Annotated in this window: 18 protein-coding genes and 1 tRNA gene; 9 read left to right on the forward strand and 10 right to left on the reverse strand. The window is 66.5% G+C overall.

Annotated elements, in window-relative coordinates:
- Positions 1–3: 3 nt before the first annotated feature.
- Positions 4–672 (reverse strand): hypothetical protein, encoded by a 669-nt coding sequence (locus ACZYZ7_RS25625; RefSeq protein WP_450070773.1) that lies wholly within the window; start codon positions 670–672, stop codon positions 4–6.
- A gap of 41 nt (positions 673–713) precedes the next feature.
- On the opposite strand from ACZYZ7_RS25625, the gene ACZYZ7_RS25630 reads away from it, so the two are divergent.
- Positions 714–1,979 carry an NRAMP family divalent metal transporter gene (locus ACZYZ7_RS25630; protein WP_463742121.1) on the forward strand — a complete coding sequence of 422 codons (1,266 nt, stop codon included), beginning with the start codon at positions 714–716 and terminating at the stop codon, positions 1,977–1,979.
- 62 nt (positions 1,980–2,041) lie between these two features.
- Here the strand turns inward: ACZYZ7_RS25630 and ACZYZ7_RS25635 are convergent, their stop codons facing one another.
- Positions 2,042–2,851 (reverse strand): sensor domain-containing protein, encoded by an 810-nt coding sequence (locus tag ACZYZ7_RS25635; RefSeq protein ID WP_463742122.1) that lies wholly within the window; start codon positions 2,849–2,851, stop codon positions 2,042–2,044.
- 75 nt (positions 2,852–2,926) lie between these two features.
- Positions 2,927–3,000: transfer RNA gene (locus ACZYZ7_RS25640), tRNA-Ile, on the reverse strand.
- A gap of 94 nt (positions 3,001–3,094) precedes the next feature.
- Here ACZYZ7_RS25640 and ACZYZ7_RS25645 point away from each other — a divergent pair.
- The 3 genes from ACZYZ7_RS25645 (at position 3,095) to ACZYZ7_RS25655 (ending at position 5,802) form a co-directional block, all read left to right on the forward strand.
- Entirely contained in the window at positions 3,095–3,475 is a 381-nt protein-coding gene (locus ACZYZ7_RS25645) for a phage holin family protein (protein WP_167857893.1), read from the forward strand.
- A gap of 17 nt (positions 3,476–3,492) precedes the next feature.
- Positions 3,493–4,533 (forward strand): threonine aldolase family protein, encoded by a 1,041-nt coding sequence (locus tag ACZYZ7_RS25650; RefSeq protein WP_463742123.1) that lies wholly within the window; start codon positions 3,493–3,495, stop codon positions 4,531–4,533.
- Between the two features lie 69 nt (positions 4,534–4,602).
- The gene (locus tag ACZYZ7_RS25655; protein WP_463742124.1) at positions 4,603–5,802 is read left to right on the forward strand and encodes a serine hydrolase domain-containing protein; all 1,200 of its coding nucleotides are present in this window, start codon (positions 4,603–4,605) and stop codon (positions 5,800–5,802) included.
- Positions 5,803–5,924: 122 nt separating this feature from the next.
- On the opposite strand, the gene ACZYZ7_RS25660 is transcribed toward ACZYZ7_RS25655, so the two are convergent.
- Both ACZYZ7_RS25660 and ACZYZ7_RS25665 read right to left on the reverse strand, forming a co-directional pair.
- Complete coding sequence (locus tag ACZYZ7_RS25660; RefSeq protein ID WP_463742145.1) at positions 5,925–6,752, reverse strand: carboxymuconolactone decarboxylase family protein; 828 nt, start codon at positions 6,750–6,752, stop codon at positions 5,925–5,927.
- Between the two features lie 22 nt (positions 6,753–6,774).
- Positions 6,775–7,680, reverse strand: coding sequence for an Lrp/AsnC family transcriptional regulator (locus tag ACZYZ7_RS25665; RefSeq protein WP_463742125.1), 906 nt, complete (start codon positions 7,678–7,680; stop codon positions 6,775–6,777).
- 272 nt (positions 7,681–7,952) lie between these two features.
- On the opposite strand from ACZYZ7_RS25665, the gene speB reads away from it, so the two are divergent.
- The 3 genes from speB to ACZYZ7_RS25680 are packed head-to-tail and all read left to right on the forward strand — an operon-like array spanning position 7,953 to position 11,993.
- Positions 7,953–8,900, forward strand: a complete 948-nt coding sequence (speB, locus tag ACZYZ7_RS25670) for an agmatinase (protein ID WP_135456052.1) — start codon at positions 7,953–7,955, stop codon at positions 8,898–8,900.
- Positions 8,893–10,497: a thiamine pyrophosphate-binding protein gene (locus ACZYZ7_RS25675; RefSeq protein WP_463742126.1), complete on the forward strand. Its 1,605-nt coding sequence runs from the start codon at positions 8,893–8,895 to the stop codon at positions 10,495–10,497. The genes speB and ACZYZ7_RS25675 overlap by 8 nt, the downstream gene beginning before the upstream one ends.
- A 14-nt stretch (positions 10,498–10,511) precedes the next feature.
- Complete coding sequence (locus ACZYZ7_RS25680; protein WP_463742127.1) at positions 10,512–11,993, forward strand: sodium:solute symporter family protein; 1,482 nt, start codon at positions 10,512–10,514, stop codon at positions 11,991–11,993.
- Here ACZYZ7_RS25680 and ACZYZ7_RS25685 read toward each other — a convergent pair.
- From ACZYZ7_RS25685 to ACZYZ7_RS25700, 4 genes are read right to left on the reverse strand one after another with little or no spacing between them, the layout of a single operon-like run.
- Entirely contained in the window at positions 11,950–12,645 is a 696-nt protein-coding gene (locus tag ACZYZ7_RS25685) for a YwaF family protein (RefSeq protein WP_463742128.1), read from the reverse strand. The genes ACZYZ7_RS25680 and ACZYZ7_RS25685 overlap by 44 nt on opposite strands.
- 13 nt (positions 12,646–12,658) lie before the next feature.
- Positions 12,659–14,020 (reverse strand): metallopeptidase TldD-related protein, encoded by a 1,362-nt coding sequence (locus ACZYZ7_RS25690; RefSeq protein WP_463742129.1) that lies wholly within the window; start codon positions 14,018–14,020, stop codon positions 12,659–12,661.
- Positions 14,017–15,534 (reverse strand): TldD/PmbA family protein, encoded by a 1,518-nt coding sequence (locus tag ACZYZ7_RS25695; RefSeq protein WP_463742130.1) that lies wholly within the window; start codon positions 15,532–15,534, stop codon positions 14,017–14,019. Before ACZYZ7_RS25695 ends, ACZYZ7_RS25690 begins: the two co-directional genes overlap by 4 nt.
- Positions 15,535–15,569: 35 nt before the next feature.
- Complete coding sequence (locus ACZYZ7_RS25700; protein ID WP_135456065.1) at positions 15,570–16,124, reverse strand: P-loop NTPase family protein; 555 nt, start codon at positions 16,122–16,124, stop codon at positions 15,570–15,572.
- 33 nt (positions 16,125–16,157) lie between these two features.
- Here ACZYZ7_RS25700 and ACZYZ7_RS25705 point away from each other — a divergent pair, with 33 nt between their 5' ends.
- Positions 16,158–17,825 (forward strand): sulfatase-like hydrolase/transferase, encoded by a 1,668-nt coding sequence (locus tag ACZYZ7_RS25705; protein ID WP_463742131.1) that lies wholly within the window; start codon positions 16,158–16,160, stop codon positions 17,823–17,825.
- A 124-nt stretch (positions 17,826–17,949) separates the two neighbouring features.
- On the forward strand, positions 17,950–18,936 hold the full coding sequence (locus tag ACZYZ7_RS25710; RefSeq protein ID WP_135456069.1) for an NAD-dependent epimerase/dehydratase family protein: 987 nt from the start codon (positions 17,950–17,952) through the stop codon (positions 18,934–18,936).
- 64 nt (positions 18,937–19,000) lie between these two features.
- Here ACZYZ7_RS25710 and ACZYZ7_RS25715 read toward each other — a convergent pair whose 3' ends face one another.
- Entirely contained in the window at positions 19,001–19,783 is a 783-nt protein-coding gene (locus tag ACZYZ7_RS25715) for a cutinase family protein (protein ID WP_463742132.1), read from the reverse strand.
- Positions 19,784–19,944: the final 161 nt, after the last annotated feature.

The following is a 19,944-nucleotide window of genomic DNA, read 5'->3' on the forward strand; positions in this document are numbered from 1 at the left end:
GGTTCAGACGATGTCGTCGTCGACCGCATCCTCGTTCACGCTGGGCACGGTCGCGGCCTGTTGCTGCCCTGGACGAGCGTCGCGTCGATTCAACAACACACGATCCGGCTCGCCTCGAACGCCTCCGCGATGGCTCACGCCTCCGGTGATTCCACGCTGGAAGCCGACGAAATTCGGCTTGTACGAGATGTTCTCGACACACAGGTCGTCGACATCACCGGCCAGCGGCTTGCACGAGTCGCCGACGTGGTACTCGCGCGCCGAAACGACGGCCGCGTCCAACCTGTCGGTGTCGAAGTGGGATTCGGCGCAGTCCTGAGACGGCTCGGCCTCAGGCAGCTCGTCTCTCGATTGACGCCCGACACCCTTGCTTGGGCTGATGTCCACTTCACCTCCGACCGAGGACATGCCGTGCAGTTGGCTACGCCCCGCGCAGCCATCCATCTGTTGGATGCGCGCGGCCTGGCCAACCTTGTCGCCCGCCTCGACACGGAATCTGCCACCGAGATCCTCACGGCCAAAGGGCCTCTGGTAGCAGCTGACGTGATCCGCGTCAGTCACCCCGTCACCGGCGAGCGGATGCTTCGCGCTATGACCGAATCGGCAGCGGCTGACGTCATCGAGGCCATGCCAGAGCATCATCGGGCACATTGGCGCGGCCGGCTGGCTCACCGATACATGCGGCACAATCGGCCGCTATTGCGGTCCCACGTATGGCCCCGGCGCCGCCACGAGGCAACGGGCTCGCCGCAGTGAAGCGTCGGCTCACACTTTCCGCACTTCTGCTGGTTGTAGGACCGGGGCTACTTGCCGGCCTGTCCGACGATGATCCCGCAGGCATCACCACCTACTCGGTATTGGGTGCCAGCTATGGGTATCAACTGCTGTGGGTGTTGCTGCTGTCCACGGTCGCTCTGGTGATGTTCCACGGACTAGCGGCGCGGATGGGAGTTGTTACCGGCCAAGGGTTGATCGGCTTGGTACGCCAGCGCTATGGCGTACGTATCGGGGCGGTCGTCCTGCTGGCGCTGGTGGTCGCGAATGTCGGCACCATCAGCGCTGAGTTCGCCGGTGTGGCGGCGGGCTTTGAACTCTTCGGCATCGCCCGCTACATCAGCGTCCCAGTCGCGGCACTAGCGGTCTCAGTCCTGGTGCTGCGGGGCAGTTTTCATCGGGTCGAGCGTGTGCTGTTGGCGCTGTCGACCGTGCTGCTGGCCTATGTGCTCTCCGGTATTCTCGCCAAGCCGGACTGGACCGATGCGGCCCAGGGGCTGCTGGTGCCCACGATGCCGTTCGACAGCGGTGCGATAGCCATCGTCACTGCAACTGTCGGGACGACGCTCGCACCGTGGGGTCTGTCATTCATCCAGTCCTATGCCGTGGACAAGAAGTTGCGCGCCGAGGACCTCAAACTCGAAAGCGTCGACGTCATCATCGGCGCCCTACTCACCGGGGTCATCGGGTTCTTCGTCGTCGTCGCGTGCGCCGCCACCCTGCATCGCAGCGGACGCACCATCAGCGATGCCGCCGATGCGTCGATCGCCCTGCAGCCGTTGGCGGGCAACGCCGCGGCCACGTTGTTCGCCGGCGGCCTCATCGGAGCGGCCCTGTTGGCCGCCTCGGTCTTGCCGCTGTCAACGGCATATTCAGTGTGCGAATACAGCGGCTTCGAGGCCGCCTTGGACGACGGGTACCGGCAGGCCAGAACGTTCTATCTCACATTTGCCCTGGTGACTGCGGTGGGAGCGCTCGTCGTGGTGATCCCTGGGATTCCATTGGTGACCATCTTGGTCGCCACTCAGGTCCTCAACGCGGTACTGCTCATCCCGCTGCTGTGCGTCATGATCGCCATTGGACGCGACGAAAACCTCATGGAAGAAATGACATTGCGCCGAGGGAGCGTAATCGCATATTCGGTGGTTACTGCAGTCGTCATCTCGTGTGTAGTAGCACTTGGCGTGGTCACCGTCCTGGGCTGATAGCGAGACCAGCCGTTGTACAACACCTTTCGCTGCGCATTGCTCTCCCTCTAGGCTCCGGCCTAGGAAACAATCGGCGGTGCATCGATCCGCGCGGAGATCTGTTTGACGATCTTGACAGCCGAATCGGCCGGGTTGGCGCTGCAGGTGTTGACGTCGACCACGATGTTGTTGTTCGCGGTCAACGCCCGACCGCAAGCCCACCCGCCTGCCTTGGCGTTGGACTGGGTTGTCACCGTGCTCAACACGCCACCTTCGGTGGACATGGGACCCACGTCCCACAGAGTGCCGGTCTGGGTGTGGGTGTAGCGCTTGCACGCCGGCCACTGTTGTACCGAGGAGTCATAGAACGCCTTGGCCTGATCAGCGTCCGCGAATCGAACCACCGCCTGCTTGGCGTAGTGAGTGAGGACGTCCGGCTCCCCCAACGTCACCTCTTGCTCGTCGGTGAAGCCACTGTCGGCATACACGGGCGCCTGTGCGGCACCGTCGACCGCGAGGCACTCGCGGGGTGCCATCGTCCGGCTGTCGTCAGACATTTGCGAGTCGGTACCCGTGACGGCCATTCCTCCTGCGGCCAATGCCGCGTTGATCTGTTCTGCCGAAAGCAACAATCGAGGCAGCGTTTTCTGCCTCAGTGGTGTCGGAGGAAACGACGTGATCATCGGCGTGGTCGGCGTATTCTCCGCCGCTTGTTCCGTTGATTGACCGCAGCCCGCGGCAAGGGCGCAAGCAGCGACGATGGTGACCGTGGTGATCGCAATGCGCATTCGTCGTTCCCCCATTTCTGCGCCGGCACATCTGGTCACGGTGTGTTGACCCGTAATGGATAAATCCAGGGAAACAGCGAAGGCACACTTCACGCAGAACATTTGTCATAACGGTCGAAGACTTTCCGAAACCGTTACCGAAACACCATCAATCTCGATGTCGGAGAGGCTGTTGAGTGGGGCGGGCGGGGCTCGAACCCGCGACCAAGGGATTATGAGTCCCCGGCTCTGACCAACTGAGCTACCGCCCCCGGGCGCATCTGCGCCGCAATATGGTCGCACACGCTGCAGGCACAGACGCCAATCAGGGGCCACAGGCAGGCCTGGCGCGGATACGCTCACCCCATGATCCGCTTTCTGCTGCGCATAGCGATCTTCCTGGGCTCATCGGCGATCGGGTTGCTCGTCGCCGCCTGGCTGGTTCCCGGGGTCTCGGTGTCGGCGTGGGGCTTCATCACCGCGGTGGTGATCTTCGCCGTCGCACAGGCGATCCTGTCGCCGTTCTTCCTCAAGATGGCCAGCCGCTACGCGTCGGCATTCCTGGGTGGCATCGGGTTGGTCTCCACCCTGATCGCGCTGGTCCTGGCCTCGGCGCTCACCCACGGCCTCAGCATCCGCGGCATCGGCTCCTGGATCGCCGCCACGGTGGTGGTCTGGCTGGTCACCGCCGTGGCCACGGTGGTGTTGCCGGCGCTGTTCATCAAGAAGAAGGTCGCCTCGAAGTAACGCTTGCCGGTGGGATCATGGCGAACGTGCCTTCTCATGCGTTCGCCTCGGACAACGCCGCAACCGCACACCCGACGGTGATCGACGCGATCGTCGCGGCCAACGACGGTGCCGTCGCCTCCTACGGGAACGATCCCGTCACCCAGCGCGCGGCCGGGGCCATCAAGACAGCGTTCGACTCCCCCGACGCCGAGGTGCTGTTCGCGCTCACCGGCACGGCGGCCAACGTCATCGCGCTGGCCTCCGCCGTGCGGCCGTGGCAGGAGATCCTGTGCAGCGATATCGCGCACTCACTGGTCGACGAGGCCGGCGGCCCCGTCCGCCTCTCCGGTGCCCCGGTGACAAAGCTGCCCAGCGACAACGGTCTGATCGTCCCGGCCGCGCTCGACACCGCGGTGGCACGCCGCGGGCCGGTGCACCACTCACAGCCGCGCATCGTCACCATCACCCAGTCCACCGAGAACGGCCGCGTCTGGACGCCACAAGCCATCAAGGACTTCATCGACCACGCCCACGATCTCGATCTGCTCGTCCACATCGACGGCTCCCGCCTCGGCAATGCGATTGCCGCGCTGGATGTCTCTCCCCCGGCCGCCATCGCCGACGCGGACATCGTCACCGTCGGCGGCACCAAGAACGGCATGTTGATGGGCGACGCGATCCTGGTGCGCCGCCCCGAGTTGTTCGACGGAATTCACTTCGTGCAGAAGCAGATCGGTCAGCTTGCCAGCAAGCAACGTTTCATCGCGGCCCAGTTCGAGGCGATCATGCGCGACGAGTTGTGGCTGCGGACGGCCGGCCACGCCAACCTGATGGCCACCCGGCTCAGCGCGGGCTTCCAGACACTCGGCCTGACGTTGACCGCCCCCACGGAAGCCAACGAGATATTCGTCGACCTCGATTCCACTGCCTACGACGCGGTTTCGGCCGGCTATGCCGTCCACCGCCCCGACCCGTTGCTGCCCACGGTGCGGTTCGTCTGTTCGTGGGCGACCACCGAAGCCGAAGTCGACGGCGTTCTGGAATTGCTCGCGCCGTTTGCGACGGGAGTGCTGTGATTTCGGCGAGCGCACAACCGTGAGGTCGAAAACGGCGTAACCCAGCGCACCAAGCGAGACGATGAAGCGATGAAGGCGTCGCGCCTGATCGTGGCAACGGCATTGGCCATCGTGGGCTGTTCAGCGCCCGCCCCACCTGCCCTCAAATCCATCGACGGCGACCGCTTTCAGACGATCGTGGAGAACGCCGCCACCACGCTGCGCGTGCCGGGGGCATTGGTGTTGCTGCAGACCCCGCAGGGCACCTTCATCGCCAAGGCCGGAACCACCGAACTGGGGACAAGCTCACCGCCGCAATCCGATACCCGCTTCCGAGTCGCGTCCAACACCAAGACCATGACGGCCGCTCTGATCCTGCTGCTGGCCCAGGGCGGCAAGGTCACGCTGAACGATCCGATCTCGGAGTATGTGCCCCACGTCCCCAACGGCAGCGCCATCACCCTGGCCGATCTGCTGACGATGCGCAGCGGGCTGTACTGCTACACGTTCGACCCCGAACTCTCCGCCCAGCTCGACGCCGACCCGGCCAAGGCCTGGACCCCGGCACAGGTGCTGGCCATCGCGTTCTCCCATCCACCGAATGCGCCACCCGGCACCACGTATGAATACTGCAACACCAACTACGCGCTGCTGGGCCTGGTCGCGGAGAAGGCCGGTGGCTCGCCACTGGCCGAGCAGTTCACCCGTCGCTTGTTCAGTCCGCTCGGCATGCACGACACCACGTTGCCCGCGGCAAACGACACGTCCTTGCCGCAGCCCTACTCGCACGGGTACATGTACGGAAAGACGTTGTACGCGTTGGTCGATGAGCCCTATCCAGCGGATCTGGTGGCAGCCGCACGAGCCGGCACGCTGCAGCCGATCGATTACACCCATCAGAACCCGTCGTATGCCACCGCGGCCGGCGGTGCCATCTCCACCGCCGACGACCTGGCGATCTGGATCCGGGCGCTCGTCACCGGCGCCGTGTTCGACGACCAGTTCACCCAGCGATGGCGCGAGAGCCTGCGCCCCGAGGATCCGGACCACCCCGACGGCCAGCAGTACGGCTACGGCATCAGCTTTCAGCGATTCGGCCCGCACGCGGCGATGTACTACCACGGCGGAGAGATGCCGGGGTTCAACTCGTTCATCGGGGTGGATCCGGATAACGATGTGACGCTGGTGATCTGGACGAACCTGACACTGTCGCCGGAAGGCAAGACGACGGCCAACGCGCTACTGCCCACGGTGCTCGACCAGATCTACACCGGTTTGAACCTGGGCTAGCGCCCCGCCCGAGTGCCGGAGGCCAACGCGGTTCACGCTCGTAGCGTGGTGGCGGAAATTCTCGAGAATTTCCGCCACCACGTTACGTACGCGGAACTGTGGGACGGCTCGCCGAGCCTGGGCTAGCTGTAGATCGGCTGCCCGTCGGCGCCCAGCCGGTATTCCTCGGTGCCCGCGTCGACGCGCGCGGCATCCGCGCCCAATGCGACAGCGACCTTGTTGCACGCGTTGCGCATCACGTCGAGGGTCAACTCGATCGCCTCGTCCGGTGAAAAGTGTTGACGTAGTTCGTCACCGGACACCTGGGACGGGGTCCAGATGAGTGCGTCGACATAGCGCAGCGCGGCTTTGTGTCGATCGGACAGGTCCGAGTTCTCGAAGTCGTCGATACCGTCGTAGTCGGACTCGGTGGCCCCGGCCTCCAGCGCCGCGGACTCCCGCAGCGACTTGCACAGCCTGCAGTTGTGCTGGCGGGCCCCGCGCAGCCGCACGATCTCGGAGGTCACCGGGTCTAGTTCGCGCATCCGACCGACAGCGGGAACGAAGGTGTCCAGCAGGTAGTCCGACGGATTGGTGTCGTGGTCCCAGTCGACGGGGCCGGCAGGCCAGTCCACTCCCAGGGCGGTCAGCCCGGCGCGCATCCGCGGCACGAAGTCGGCCACATAGATCAGCGTCGTCACCGTGAACACGTCACGCCCGAGAAGATCGGAGAACGCAGCCCGATGCGCGTTGTTGATGCCGGTGACGTCGGTACTGAACTGCTCGGCGAATTCGGTCACCATCGGGTCGACGGCGCCGCCGCGGGTCTCGGCCGGCAGCGGCGGCAACCCCAGCGTCGAGGCACAAACCTCACGCACCGCGGCATTGATAGCGCCCAGCCTCGGCGGCGATACCGCGACCAGACCCGTCAACTCAGTGAGCACATCGGCAGACACACCGGCAGTATCCATCAACACCGGCGCCGTTGTGCGATTACCCGGGCTCCCGTTCCAACACCTCCAGACCGGAGGCATAACTCTCCTTGACCACGTCCAGATGGACCCAGCTGTCGACGACACCGACGCCGGGCAGCGCACGCACGGCATCGAGGATCTCGACCAACTGCGCGGCCGAGAACGCCCGCACCGTGACCAACAGGTCAAACCGGCCCAGCGTGCGGGCCACGAAGATCACCGATCGCATCCCCAGCAGCGCCGACACCACTTCGCCCCCCGCTCCGGTCAGCCGGATACCGAGCCCGAGCGCGCTCTGGCGGTCCTGCCCGGAATGCCGGACCACCGCACCGATTCGCACCACCTGCGATTCGACCAACCGGACCACCCGCCGTCGCGCTCCCGCGGGTGAAAGTCCCACCGTCTCGGCAAGATCCACGTAGGAGGCCCGTCCGTCATCCTGAAGCGCACGCAGCAGGGCCAGATCCAGATCATCGACCTCGACGCTGACGTCACCGACCGGCCCGACGACGTCGCGCAGCACCTCGACGTAGGTGAGCGTGTCGACACCCACGACACCTGCCATCGCGCGCAACTCGGCGATCACGCCGTCGATGTCTCGGATCGACCCGACCCGCACCTCGGCGATCAACCCGTACGCACCGCTCGTCAGCGACAGGAACGCGACGTCGACGCGCTGCGCCAGCACCGCCGCGATCCGCGCCACCGGTCCGTCGACCATCACGCTGACGTGGGCCAGGGCTCCACGGCCGAGCACCGCCGGATGCACGACACCGCGGATCACCACCTGCCCGCCGTCGATGAGGCGCTGTGTCCGGGCCGCCGCCGCCGATCGTGACAATCCCACGCGCTGGGCGATATCGCGGTGAGTCAGCCGCCCGTCACCCTCAAGGAGGCTGATGATCGCCTCGTCCACCTCGTCCAACGGGGCACCGCCTGAAATCGGTCGGAAAAATTTTCCTCGCAATTCTACCGGCAGAAAGATCGCCCGATCCATCAGATGCCGAGTCTTGTGCTCTAAACAACACCCGCTCCCGGCATATCAATACTTTTAACCCCAGCGTCACGATCGAATCGATTGCATGTCCTGAACTGCGGGTTTACCGTAACGCACATCACATTGACCTCGGGCAAGGATCGTCACGGCCGCGAGTGACGACAGACCTGAACGCACCACAACGCAGAGGAAGTGACAGCATGACCGCCCCGATCGGCCCAGTCGACGCATCGAAGGTCCCGCGCTTCGCCGGCCCGGCCACCTTCGCCCGCCTGCCCCGTCTCGACCAGGTGACCAAAGCCGACGTGGTCGTGGCCGGGGTGCCCTTCGATTCCGGCGTCTCGTTCCGACCCGGCGCCCGGTTCGGCCCTACCCACGTCCGCGAGTCCTCGCGCCTGCTGCGCCCGTACAACCCCGCCATGGACGTGTCTCCGTTCGAGCTCATCCAGGTCGCCGATGCCGGCGACATCGCCGTGAATCCCTTCAACATCCACGAGGCGATCGAGACCATCGAGGGTGCGGCCCGCGACCTCACCTCCGACGGCACCAAGCTGGTGACCATCGGCGGTGACCACACCATCGCGCTGCCGTTGCTGCGCGCCGCCGCGGCCAAGCACGGCCCCGTCGCGCTGGTGCACTTCGATGCCCACCTGGACACCTGGGACACCTACTTCGGCGCCGAGTACACCCACGGCACGCCATTCCGCCGCGCCGTGGAAGAGGGCATCCTCGACACCGAGGCGCTGTCACACGTCGGTACCCGCGGACCGCTGTACGGCAAGAAGGACCTCGAGGACGACCGTCGTTTCGGGTTCGGCATCGTCACCTCGTCCGACGTGTACTACCAAGGCGTGCGCGAGGTTGTCGACAAACTCCGCCAGCGCCTCGGCAACCGGCCCGTCTACGTGTCGATCGACATCGACGTACTCGACCCGGCACACGCTCCCGGCACGGGCACCCCCGAGGCCGGCGGCATGACCAGCCGCGAACTGCTTGAGATCCTGCGCGGGTTCCGCGGACTGAACCTGGTGGGCGCCGACGTGGTCGAGGTCGCCCCGGCCTACGACCACGCCGAGATCACCGGTGTCGCCGCGTCACACGTCGCCTATGACCTGGTGTCCCTGCTGGCCTTGGGGCCCGATGCGTAACGGCGGCGACCTCGTCGTCGAAACCCTTACCGCGCTCGGTGTCTCGCACGTGTTCGGCATCCCCGGCCAGAACGCACTTGGCCTGTTCGACGCCATCCGGCGCAGTGACCTGACGTTCGTCAGCTCGCGAGTGGAAAACAACTCGGCGTTCGGCGCCGACGGCTACAGCAGGGTCACCGGCGAGGTCGGCGTGCTGTTCCTGTCCACCGGGCCCGGCGCGTTGACCGCGCTCGGCGCGCTGCAGGAGGCCTACGCCACCGGGGTTCCGGTGCTGGTGATCGCCAGTCAGGTACCGCGTTCCGGCATGGGCCTGCGCCGCGGCATGCTGCACCAACTCGACGATCAGAAGGCCAGCGCGGTCAACGTCACCAAAAGCGTTGCCACCGTGCGACAGGCGGCCGAGATCCCCAGCCTGATCGCCGACGCCTACACGTTGGCACGCTCGGCTCCGGCCGGGCCGACCTGGGTGGAGATCCCCCAGGACGTTCTCCTGGAGCCGACGACGATACCGCCGGTCGCCGCGCTCGAGGTGACCCCGACGCACCGTGTCCCGCGCCGCGAACTGATCCAGGAGGCCGCGGCGCTGCTGAATACCGCGCAGCGGCCGGTCATCCTGGCCGGCGGCGGCGTCCGGCGCTCCCCCGACGGACCAGAGGCGTTGGTGGCACTGGCCGAAAAGCTCGGCGCCCCCGTGGTTTCCACGGTCGGCGGCAAAGGCGCCATCAACTTCGACCACCCACTGTCGGCCGCCTCGTGGATCGAGGACCGCTACACCACCGAGATGTTGGAGAACGCCGACGTGCTGGTGGCCGTCGGCACCGCGATGGGTGAGGTCACCAGTAACTACTTCACATTCGCCCCGCAGGGCCGGCTCATCCACATCGACGCCGAGGCGCGCGTGCTGGAGGCCAACCACCCCGCGCTCGCCATCCACGCCGACGCCGCGCAGGCCATGCGCGCGCTGACCGAGCTGGTCGAATCGCGCGACAACGCCGCAGGTGCTGCCCAGGCCGCCGACTTGCGGAAAGCTGTGCAGGACAGGCTCGCCGGACAGGAACTGGCCACCGAACTGCAGCTGATGGCCGACCTGCGGGCCGCAGTGCCAGCGGGCACCGACACCTTCTGGGACATGACGATCGCCGGCTACTGGGCCTGGTCGGTGTGGGACCCGCAAGACGGTGGGTTCCATTCCGCCCAGGGCGCAGGCGGTTTGGGTTTCGCGTTCCCGGCCGCGCTGGCCGCGGCGATCGCCACGGGCGAGCGCACGTTCGCGGTATCCGGTGACGGCGGCGGCATGTACTCCATCGCCGAACTGGCCACCGCCCGCCAGCACGACGCGAACGTCACCTGGCTGATCGTCGACGACGGCGGATACGGCATCCTTCGCGAGTACATGACCGCCGAGTTCGGCACCGCAACCGCCACCGAACTGGCCCGACCCGACTTCGCCCGCCTCGCGGCGAGTTTCGGTATCCCCGCGCACACCGCCACGCCCGACAACGTCGGCGAGATCGTGGCCGCCACATTCGACACCGACGGCCCGGCCGTCGTTGTCCTGCCCGCAGTGCTGAAGATGTTCGCTCCCACTCACCTCTGACCGAAGGAATCATCGTGGGCAAACCAGTCGATATCGCGATCGTCGTGATCTATCTCCTCGCGATGCTCGCCTTCGGGTTCTGGGGTAAGACCCGGACGAAGGACTCCGCTGACTTCCTGGTCGCGGGCCGGCGCCTCGGGCCCACGTTGTACACCGGCACCATGGCGGCCGTCGTGCTCGGCGGCGCCTCGACCGTCGGCGGCGTGGGTCTGGGCTACAAGTGGGGAATTTCGGGCATGTGGCTGGTGGTGGCGATCGCCATCGGCCTGCTGGCGCTGAGCCTGTTCTTCGCCGGACCGATTCAGCGCCTTCGGGTCTACACCGTCGCGCAGATGCTGAGCCTGCGCTACGGCGTCGACGCGACCTCGGCCTCCGGGCTGGTGATGGCGGCCTACACCCTGATGCTGTCGGTCACCTCGACCATCGCCTACGCGACGGTGTTCAACGTGCTGTTCGGCACGGGCAGAACGCTTTCGGTGATCATCGGCGGCGTTGTGGTGATGCTCTACTCCTCGATCGGTGGCATGTGGTCGATCACCCTGACCGACATGGTCCAGTTCGTCCTCAAGACCATCGGCGTGTTCTTCCTGCTGCTGCCGTTCACCTGGCACCGGGCCGGCGGCTTCGACGGCATCCGCGACCGTGCCGGTGACGCCGTATTCAGCCTCACCTCGATCGGGACCGACACCATCATCACGTTCTTCGTGGTCTACAGCTTCGGAATGCTGATCGGACAGGACATCTGGCAGCGGGTGTTCACCGCGCGTTCGCCGCAGGTCGCCCGGTGGGGCGGGACGACGGCCGCGATCTACTGCGTGTTCTACGGAATCGCCGGGGCGTTGATCGGCTTGGCCGCATCGACCTTCATGCCCGACGTCAAGGCCAAGGACGACGTGTACGCCCAGATCGCGGAAGCGATTCTGCCCGTGGGCATCAGCGGCATCGTGCTCGCCGCTGCCGTCGCGGCGATGATGTCGACCGCATCGGGCGCACTGATCGCGACCGCCACGGTGGCCCGCACCGACATCAAACCGATGCTGCTGCGGCTGGCCGGCAAGAGCCCCGACACCCAGGACCACGCCGAGAACCCCGAGGTGGACGTGCATTCCGACCGGCGCTACGTCGCGGTCCTCGGCGTCATCGTCATCGTCATCGCCGCGTTGCTCAACGACGTGGTCGGCGCCCTGACCATCGCCTACGACATCCTGGTCGGTGGGCTCCTGGTGCCGATTCTCGGTGGCTTCCTGTGGAAGCGCGCCACCGGTGCCGGTGCGTTGGCGGCAATGGCGGTCGGCACACTCGTCACGCTGGGCACCATGGCCGTCGTCGGCGACGTGCTGGCCAACGAGCCCATCTACTTCGGCCTGGTGTCCAGCCTGATCACGTACATCGTTGTCAGCCTGGCGACTCCACGCACTTCCGCGGAGGTGCTCCAGGTGTGGGACGACCGGCTCAACGGCCGCGAGCACTCCGACGCTCCCATGGCCACGTCATGAGCGCCCACACCACAGCCACCAACGCACTGGCCACCAAGACGTAGACCGGCCAGGGCCCCATCAGATCGAGCAACGACGCGGTGGCGGGTTTGGCGTTGAGGAAGCCATAGTTCGTTCCCGCAATACCGTTGAACGCCATGGTGACCCCGGCCCACACCACCGTCACCACCACCACGAGTCGATAGTCACGCCAATGGGGACGCATGCCGCGGCCCCAGGTCAAATAGATGGCCGCCCAGACCACCATCAGGTGAATCGACCAGAACGCCAGGAACTCGTAGTGCGGGAAATCCGGGCTCTTGAGCACCGGTGAGATCAGCGCCTGCGTGCTCAGCACCAGACCCCAGTAATAGGTGAGCACGAATGCCCAGTGCCGCTGCGACCACAGCGCGTAAGCGCCGACGACGGTCGCCAGGTCGGTCAGTCGCAATGGCACGGACCGTTCGATCGACGGCGGGATGAGCGTGTAGGCGAGCATCGCGACGTATATCGCGGCTGTCAGCGCGCCCAGGATGCGGCCGAACACCCGTGACTGCTGTTCGTTCTGGCGCCGTCCGAGCCAGACCATCAGCACCGCCCCGACGACGAACACGGCGATCGCGGCCCAGTGTGACGGGCCGTAAGCCGTGAATTGCCGTTGGGCCAACAACATCGGCCTCCCTAGCTCATTGCGCCTGGCTCACCGAGGACATGTGGAAGTCCGGGATCCGCAGCGTCGGCATGGACGCGCGGGTGGCCCAGTCACCCCACTCACGCGGCAGGGTGACCTCGCTGATGCCGGCCTCCGTGGCGCGCCGCAACAGGTCCAGCGGGCTCTCGTTGAACCGGAAGTTGTTTACCGCGGCGCTCACCTCGCCGTCCTCGACCAGGTACACGCCGTCACGGGTCAGCCCGGTCAGCAGCAGCACGGTCGGGTCCACTTCGCGGATGTACCACAGCGTGGTCAACAGCAGGCCCCGTTCGGTGCCGGCGATCATATCGGCCAATTCGGTTGTGCCACCGGTCATCAGCAGATTGTCAGCGGGCACCGCGACGGGTGTGCCGTATTCGGCGGCCACGGCCCTTGGATAGGCCAGTGCGTTGACCACCCCGTCGCGGATCCAATCCACCCGGTCGATGTCCATGCCGTTGTCGAAGATCGACACCCGCTCCGAGGAACTCGGTACCGCGACGAACGGTTGGCAGGCCAGCGCCTGCGCGAACGGGTCGGAGTACAGCGTCAATCCCAGATCGGTGAGCTTCTCCCCCACCCGGGTCCCGCGGGGTGCCGACAGCGCCGTACGTCCCTCCTGCGCGCCGCGGCCGTCCATCGCCCAGGTCAGATAGATCATCATGTCGGCCACGGTCGAGGGCGGCATCAGCGTCTCGTAGCGGCCGGCCGGCAGCTCGACCGTACGCTGCGCCCACCCCAGCTTCAGCGACAACTCGTCGAGCAGTGAATCCACTTGCACGTCAACGAAATCAGGTGTGCTCACCCCGGCCCAGGCGCTCGCCCCGTCCCGCTTGGCGTTGATCTCCACCGACCCGGTCGGCTGGGTGTAGCGCCGGCGCAGGCCGGTTGAGGTGGCCAGGAACGTCGTCTCCATGACGTGGCGGGCATATCCGTAGAGCTGGTCGGAACCGGCGAACCCCTTGGCCAGATCATCGGCGATGCCGGTGAACACCTGCGCACCGGTGCCCGCGACCGGTGCATCCCAGTCGGCCGGCACCCCGGTGCCCGGCAACGGCGGTGCGGCATCGCGCGCCGCGGGCGACGCCACCGCGGCCCGTTGGGCGGCAGCCACCAGTTCCGGGATCACCGCCGGGTCCACTTCGGTGGAGCGCACCGACCCGACATGTGCCTTGTCACCGCGGCGCACGATCGAGATCACCGCGATGGTGCGGCTGACCGTCTCACCATTGGTGGTCATCGAGTTGCCCGCCCACCGCAGCGATGCGTCGGCCCGGTCGGTGACCAGCACGATGGTTTCCGTGCCAGGATCTGCTGCGCCCAAGGCGATGTCGACGACCTGCTGTGCGCCGATCATCGGCCGCCCTCCGTCCGGGTGTTCAGTACGTTGATGCCGCGGAACAGGGCGCTCGGGCAGCCGTGGCTGACCGGGGCCACCTGCCCGGGCTGGGCCTTGCCGCAGTTGAACGCGCCGCCGAGGCGCCAGGTGGACGGCCCGCCGACCGCCTCCATCGCACCCCAGAAATCGGTGGTGGTGGCCTGGTAAGCCACGTCTCGGAGCTGACCGTCCAGCCGGCCGTCGCGGATCCGATAGAACCGCTGACCGGTGAACTGGAAGTTGTACCGCTGCATGTCAATCGACCATGACTTGTCGCCGACGACGTAGATGCCGTCGGACACCCGCGAGATCAGGTCTTGCGTGCTCAGGTCCTCCGGACCGGGCTGCAGTGACACATTGGCCATCCGCTGGATCGGGACATGGTGTGGCGAGTCGGCATACGAGCAGCCGTTGGAACGAGCCTGCCCGAGACGCGGGGCGAACACCCGGTCCAGCTGGTAGCCGACGAAGACGCCGTCCCGCACCAGGTCCCAGCTCTGCGACCGCACTCCCTCGTCATCGAAACCGACGGTGGCCAAGCCGAATTCCACCGTGCGGTCGGCGGTCACGTTCATCACCGGCGAGCCGTAGCGCATGCTGCCGAGCTTGTCCGGAGTGGCGAACGACGTCCCGGCGTAGGCCGCCTCGTAGCCGATCGCCCGGTCGTATTCGGTGGCGTGCCCGATTGATTCGTGAATCGTCAGCCACAGGTTGGACGGGTCGATCACCAGGTCGGTGGGGCCCGCGACAACCGAAGGCGCCTTGGTCTTCTCGGCGAGCAGGGTCGGCAACTCTGCCAGCTCGGACGTCCAGTCCCACACGTCGTCACCGGCCAGCGCTTCCCAGCCCCGCGCCGTCGGCGGGGCCAACGTGCGCATGGTCTCGAACGACCCGGCGGCCGAGTCGACTGCCACCGCCTCCATCGTCGGCATCACCCGCACCCGCTGTTGGGTGATCGAGGATCCGAACGTATCGGCGTAGAAAGTCTGCTCCTTGACCGCATGCACTCCCGCCGACACATGGTTCACGCCGTCGGCGGCCAGTAACCGGCCGGAATATTCGCCGAGCAGACCGATCTTGTCGGCGGCGGGGACGACGAAGGGGTCGACGCCATAGTTCGACACCCAGGTCACGTCGGTGTAGACCGGTTCGCCGGCCAATTCGATGCGCTCGGCGTTCAACGACGCCAGCGTCGTGGCCACCTGCACTGCGCGACGCGCCGTCTCGGCGGCCACCTCGGGCGCCAGCTCGGCGTGGGAGGCGAATCCCCACGCGCCGTCCACGATCACCCGCACCGCCAGGCCGACTTCGCGGTTGACCACGGACATCTCCAACTCACCGTCGCGCAATTGGATGATCTCGGTGGTGATGCGGTGAATCCGCAGGTCGGCGTAGCTGGCGCCGGCGGCGGCTGCCGCGGACAGTGCCGCGTCAGCCAACTCGAACCGGGGCAGCTCCAGAAAATCGGCGTCCACGCGTCGTTGAGCTGTCACGCCCCCACGGTAGCGGCGCCGCGGGGCGACTTGGTTCAGGTGGGAGCAGCGCGGCTCATCCAGGCCTCGACATCACGGTGGCGCGTGAAGCGGACGACGTGCAGATGGGGCACCTGCGATCCCAGCGCAGGGACGGTGTCGCGGAGGTTGTTTCGGGTGCGAAAGCCCCAGCGCAAGATGTGGTCCGGGTCAGTGAAAATTGTGCGCAGCGGCGGTTCGATATTGCCGTTCCACAACTCGACGCGGCCGACGCGTCTGCGAAGGGTGCGACGCGTCAACTGGCGCAGGGCCACCGCGGTCGGTAGGTCAAGCCACAGCAGCGTGTCCGCGCGCGCCACGATCTGGCTGCGCACGGCGCGGTACTGCCATTCGATCACCCAGGAATCCCCCGCGATGAACTGCTCGACGTCGCAGATGAACGTGGGTCGGGGTTCCCACCCGGGTCCGTGATAGAGGCTGTCGATCTCGACGTACGGAAGGTCGAATTCGTGCGACAGTCGCGTCGCAAGGGTTGTCTTGCCCGACCCCGTTACCCCGGCGACGGCGATGCGCCGCGGCTCCCAGGTCACTGGATCTTGAGCCGTCAACACCCGACCGATCGTAGCGAGGCCTACCGTGAGGTCATGGCAGAGCTCAGCAGGCGGACAGTCCTGGGTGGTGCGGCAGTGGCCGCCGGCGCGGCCGCGGTCGGATTCGGCGGCTATGAACTACTGGGCAGACGCGGCCCAGGCACGGCCGGCCAGCCCAACATCCTCGTCGTCATCGTTGACCAAATGCGGGCGCCGCAGTGGTTCCCCGATACACAGCAGCTCGGCGCACTGCTGCCCAACCTCGACCGGCTGCGGTCCCGCAGCACCACGTTCGGTTCGCACTACAGCGCGTCGAACATGTGCACGCCGTCGCGCGGGGTGCTGACCACCGGGCTGTACTCCCATCAGACCGGGTGCCTGTACACCGGTGAAGGCCCCACCGAGTCGACGCTGGCGGCCCGGTTCCCGACCTGGGGGACGATGCTGCGCGACGCCGGCTACCGCACCTGGTGGTGGGGCAAGTGGCACCTGGGCAGCGTGGCCGACAACACCCCCGACGGCCTGGACGTCCACGGCTTCTCCGGCGGCACCTACCCGTCCCCCAACGGCGCACCGAACCAGGGCCTGCAGCAGGACCCGTCGATCGTCGATCAGTTCACCGGATGGTTCGACGCCCATGCCGGCGAGGGCCCGTGGTGCACCACCGTGTCGCTGGTCAACCCGCACGATATCTGCTGGTGGCCGAAAAACCCTCTGCCGGAAGATGTTCCGCACTGGTTCAACGCCAAGCCGGTGAACTTCGAGACCGCCGAGGACCTGCGGCGCCGCGGCAAGCCTCAGCTGCAGATCGACTACATGAACTTCATGTCACCGCTGATGACCGGCGCGATGGACTACACCGGACCCGAGGCAGCCGCGCAGTGGGCGCGGTGCCTCGACATGTACCTGTGGCTGCATCAGCAGGTGGACGCTCAGATCGGCCGGGTGCTCGACACCCTCGCGGCCCGGCCGGAGATCGACGACAACACCGTTGTCGTGTTCACCTCCGACCACGGGGAGTACGCCGGGTCGCACGGCTTGCGCGGCAAAGGCGCAGCGGTCTACGAGGAGAGTATCCGGGTGCCGCTCTACATCCGTGACCCGTCAGGCCGCCTGACACCTGCACCCGGTGACACCCGCACCCAGCTGACTTCCAGCGCCGACCTGGCCCCACTCCTGCTGAGCATCGCGCACGGCGGCTCGGGCTGGCGTACGGACTCTCGCTACTCCTACCTGGGGAGCCGCGCCGACATCGCCGACATCGCTGCCAACGCCACGGCCCCGGGCCGACCGTGGATCGCGCATGCCACCGACGACATGTCCGTGGAGGAAATGGCCGCGCTGCTGAAATCCCCTATCGCGCAGAAGATATTCGGCGCTGCCGGCCCACCGACGAACATCCCGACATCGGCGCCCAGCCACATCGTGGCCGTGCGTACCCCGGAGGCCAAGCTCGGCATGTACACGTACTGGAAGCCCGGCAGCATGGATATCGACACCTCGCGGCCCATCCATCACGAGTTGTACGACTATGCAACCGATTCCGGCGTCCAGGAGCTCGACAACCAGGCCGGCCGCAGCGCCAAGCAGGCCGACCTGCAGGCATTGCTCGACCACGAGGTGCTGCCCGAACTGCGAGCCCGGCTGCCGCACTTCCTCGATGAGGCGCAGGAGCAGGGGTTGGCGAACATGAGGGAACTCGCGACGCTTCGCGGAGGCTGAGTCGACCAAATCAGCACGAGGCTGAGTCGACCCGACAGGCACGGACGCTGAAATCACCTCCCGGCGGCGCCCGACGTACTAGCGTCCTTGCGACAAGTCGTTGGTTCGCTAGGAGGTTGGCGTCATGCGCGTGTTGGTCACCGGCGGTACCGGATTTGTGGGCGGGTGGAGCGCGAAAGCGATTGCCGACGCCGGTCATTCCGTCCGCTTTCTGGTGCGCAATCCGGACCGGCTGCAGACCAGCGTCGCCAAGCTCGGGGTCGATGTCTCCGACTACGCCGTCGGAGACATCACCGACCGCGACTCGGTCATGAGCGCACTCGAGGGCTGCGATGCCGTCCTTCACAGTGCGGCGCTCGTCGCCACCGATCCGAGCCAGACCGCCCAGATGATGAGCACCAACATGGATGGTGCTCGGAACGTGCTCGGCGGCGCCGCAGAACTCGGCCTCGATCCGATCATTCACGTTTCGAGCATCACCGCGCTGTTCAATCCCGACGTGGAGACACTGGATGCGGACCTGCCGGTGTTCGGCGGGACCGACGGCTATGGACGGTCCAAGGCCCAGGTCGAGATCTACGCCCGCGGAATGCAGGACGCGGGCGCGCCGGTGAACATCACCTATCCCGGCATGGTCATGGGTCCGCCGGTCGGCAATCAGTTCGGCGAAGCCGGCGAGGGCGTCGCCGCCGCACTACAACTCGGAGCGATCCCCGGCCGCAGCGCGGCCTGGACCATCGTCGACGGTCGCGACCTGGCCGCCCTGCATGTCGCGCTACTGGAGCCCGGACGCGGACCCCGCCGCTATATGGCGGGCGGACATCGCATTCCGGTGGACCAGCTGGCCAAACTACTCACCGAAGTCGGCGACAAGACGATGTTCGCCGTCCCGGTTCCCGACACGGTGCTCCGCGTCGCCGGACAAGTGCTCGACCGCATGGGTCCGTTCTTGCCATTCCAGACACCGTTCACCGAAGCCGGGATGCAGTACTACACGCAGATGCCGGCATCCGACGACTCACCGAGTGAGCGCGATCTCGGCATCACCTACCGGGATCCACGAATCACGCTGGCCGACACCGTCGCCGGATTTCGAGAGCTCGACGGCTGACAAAGCAACGGCCGGAAGCGGTCCGATGGGACCCACTTCCGGCCGTCGGCCTGTTCGGTTGGTGTCAGTTACCGGTGACCTCGCCCGCGGTCTGCACCAGGGGCGCCGAGGGTGCCGCACCGCCGAGCTGGCGAGCCGCGAAATCAGCTGCCTGGATTGCCATCCCGTTGTCCTTGTAGGAGCTGTGGGCGGCGCGGTTCAGACCTCCGGGGAAGCAGATGGGATCGCCTGGTGCACACATCTGGATGGTCTTGGCCACGTAGGGCTGACCGATGGCGATGGGCGGTGCGCTGCGGTCCGCCAAGCCCAGAACCCACTCGTCAGGCGTCCCGAACAAGGCCACAGCCGCGACATGCGAGGCGACCGATGCAGGCATCGGGCCGCTGATCCCGGCGGGCAGCACGAATCCGGCGGGCACGCTGCCGGCGGTGGTGTAACCGGCCACCGCGGCGCCCTGTGAGTAACCACCGAGCACGATCTTGGTCGCCGGGCAGTTCGCCGCGACCGACTGGATCCGGTTGCTGGCATCGGCGACGCCGTCGGCAGCCTGGCCGAAGTTCAGCGATGCGGGATAGTTCACCCCGTAGACGTCGACCGTCTTGCCGGGCAAGTCGGCGCTGAGTGCGTCGACGAACGCCTGCCCGGTTGCACCCACACCGGGCGCTTCGTTGGTCCCCCGGGCGAACACGACCTCGACGTCGGCACACCCGTCGTCGGCATTGGCCGAGGCGATCGGGCCTGCCAGCGAGCCAAGGACCAGGGCGGCCGCAGCAAGCACGGTGAAGAGCATGGACTGTGCCACCCTCGTGATCGAAACGCCCGTTCGGGCACGCTGCGGTGTGCTCATGAGTTGGCCCCCAGTCCGTCTGTCGTTGTTACTTGCTACAAGCGCGAAGCCGGGATTCCGATTCCGGAGCGGTCAAGTGATGTACGTCATCTGAGCAAATTTCCCGCACCGGGATGACCCAGCGGCATTCCGGCGTTGTGGTTGGGCGTTCGGTGCCCGGC

The sequence above is a fragment of the Mycobacterium sp. IDUB_17 genome (assembly GCF_055419465.1).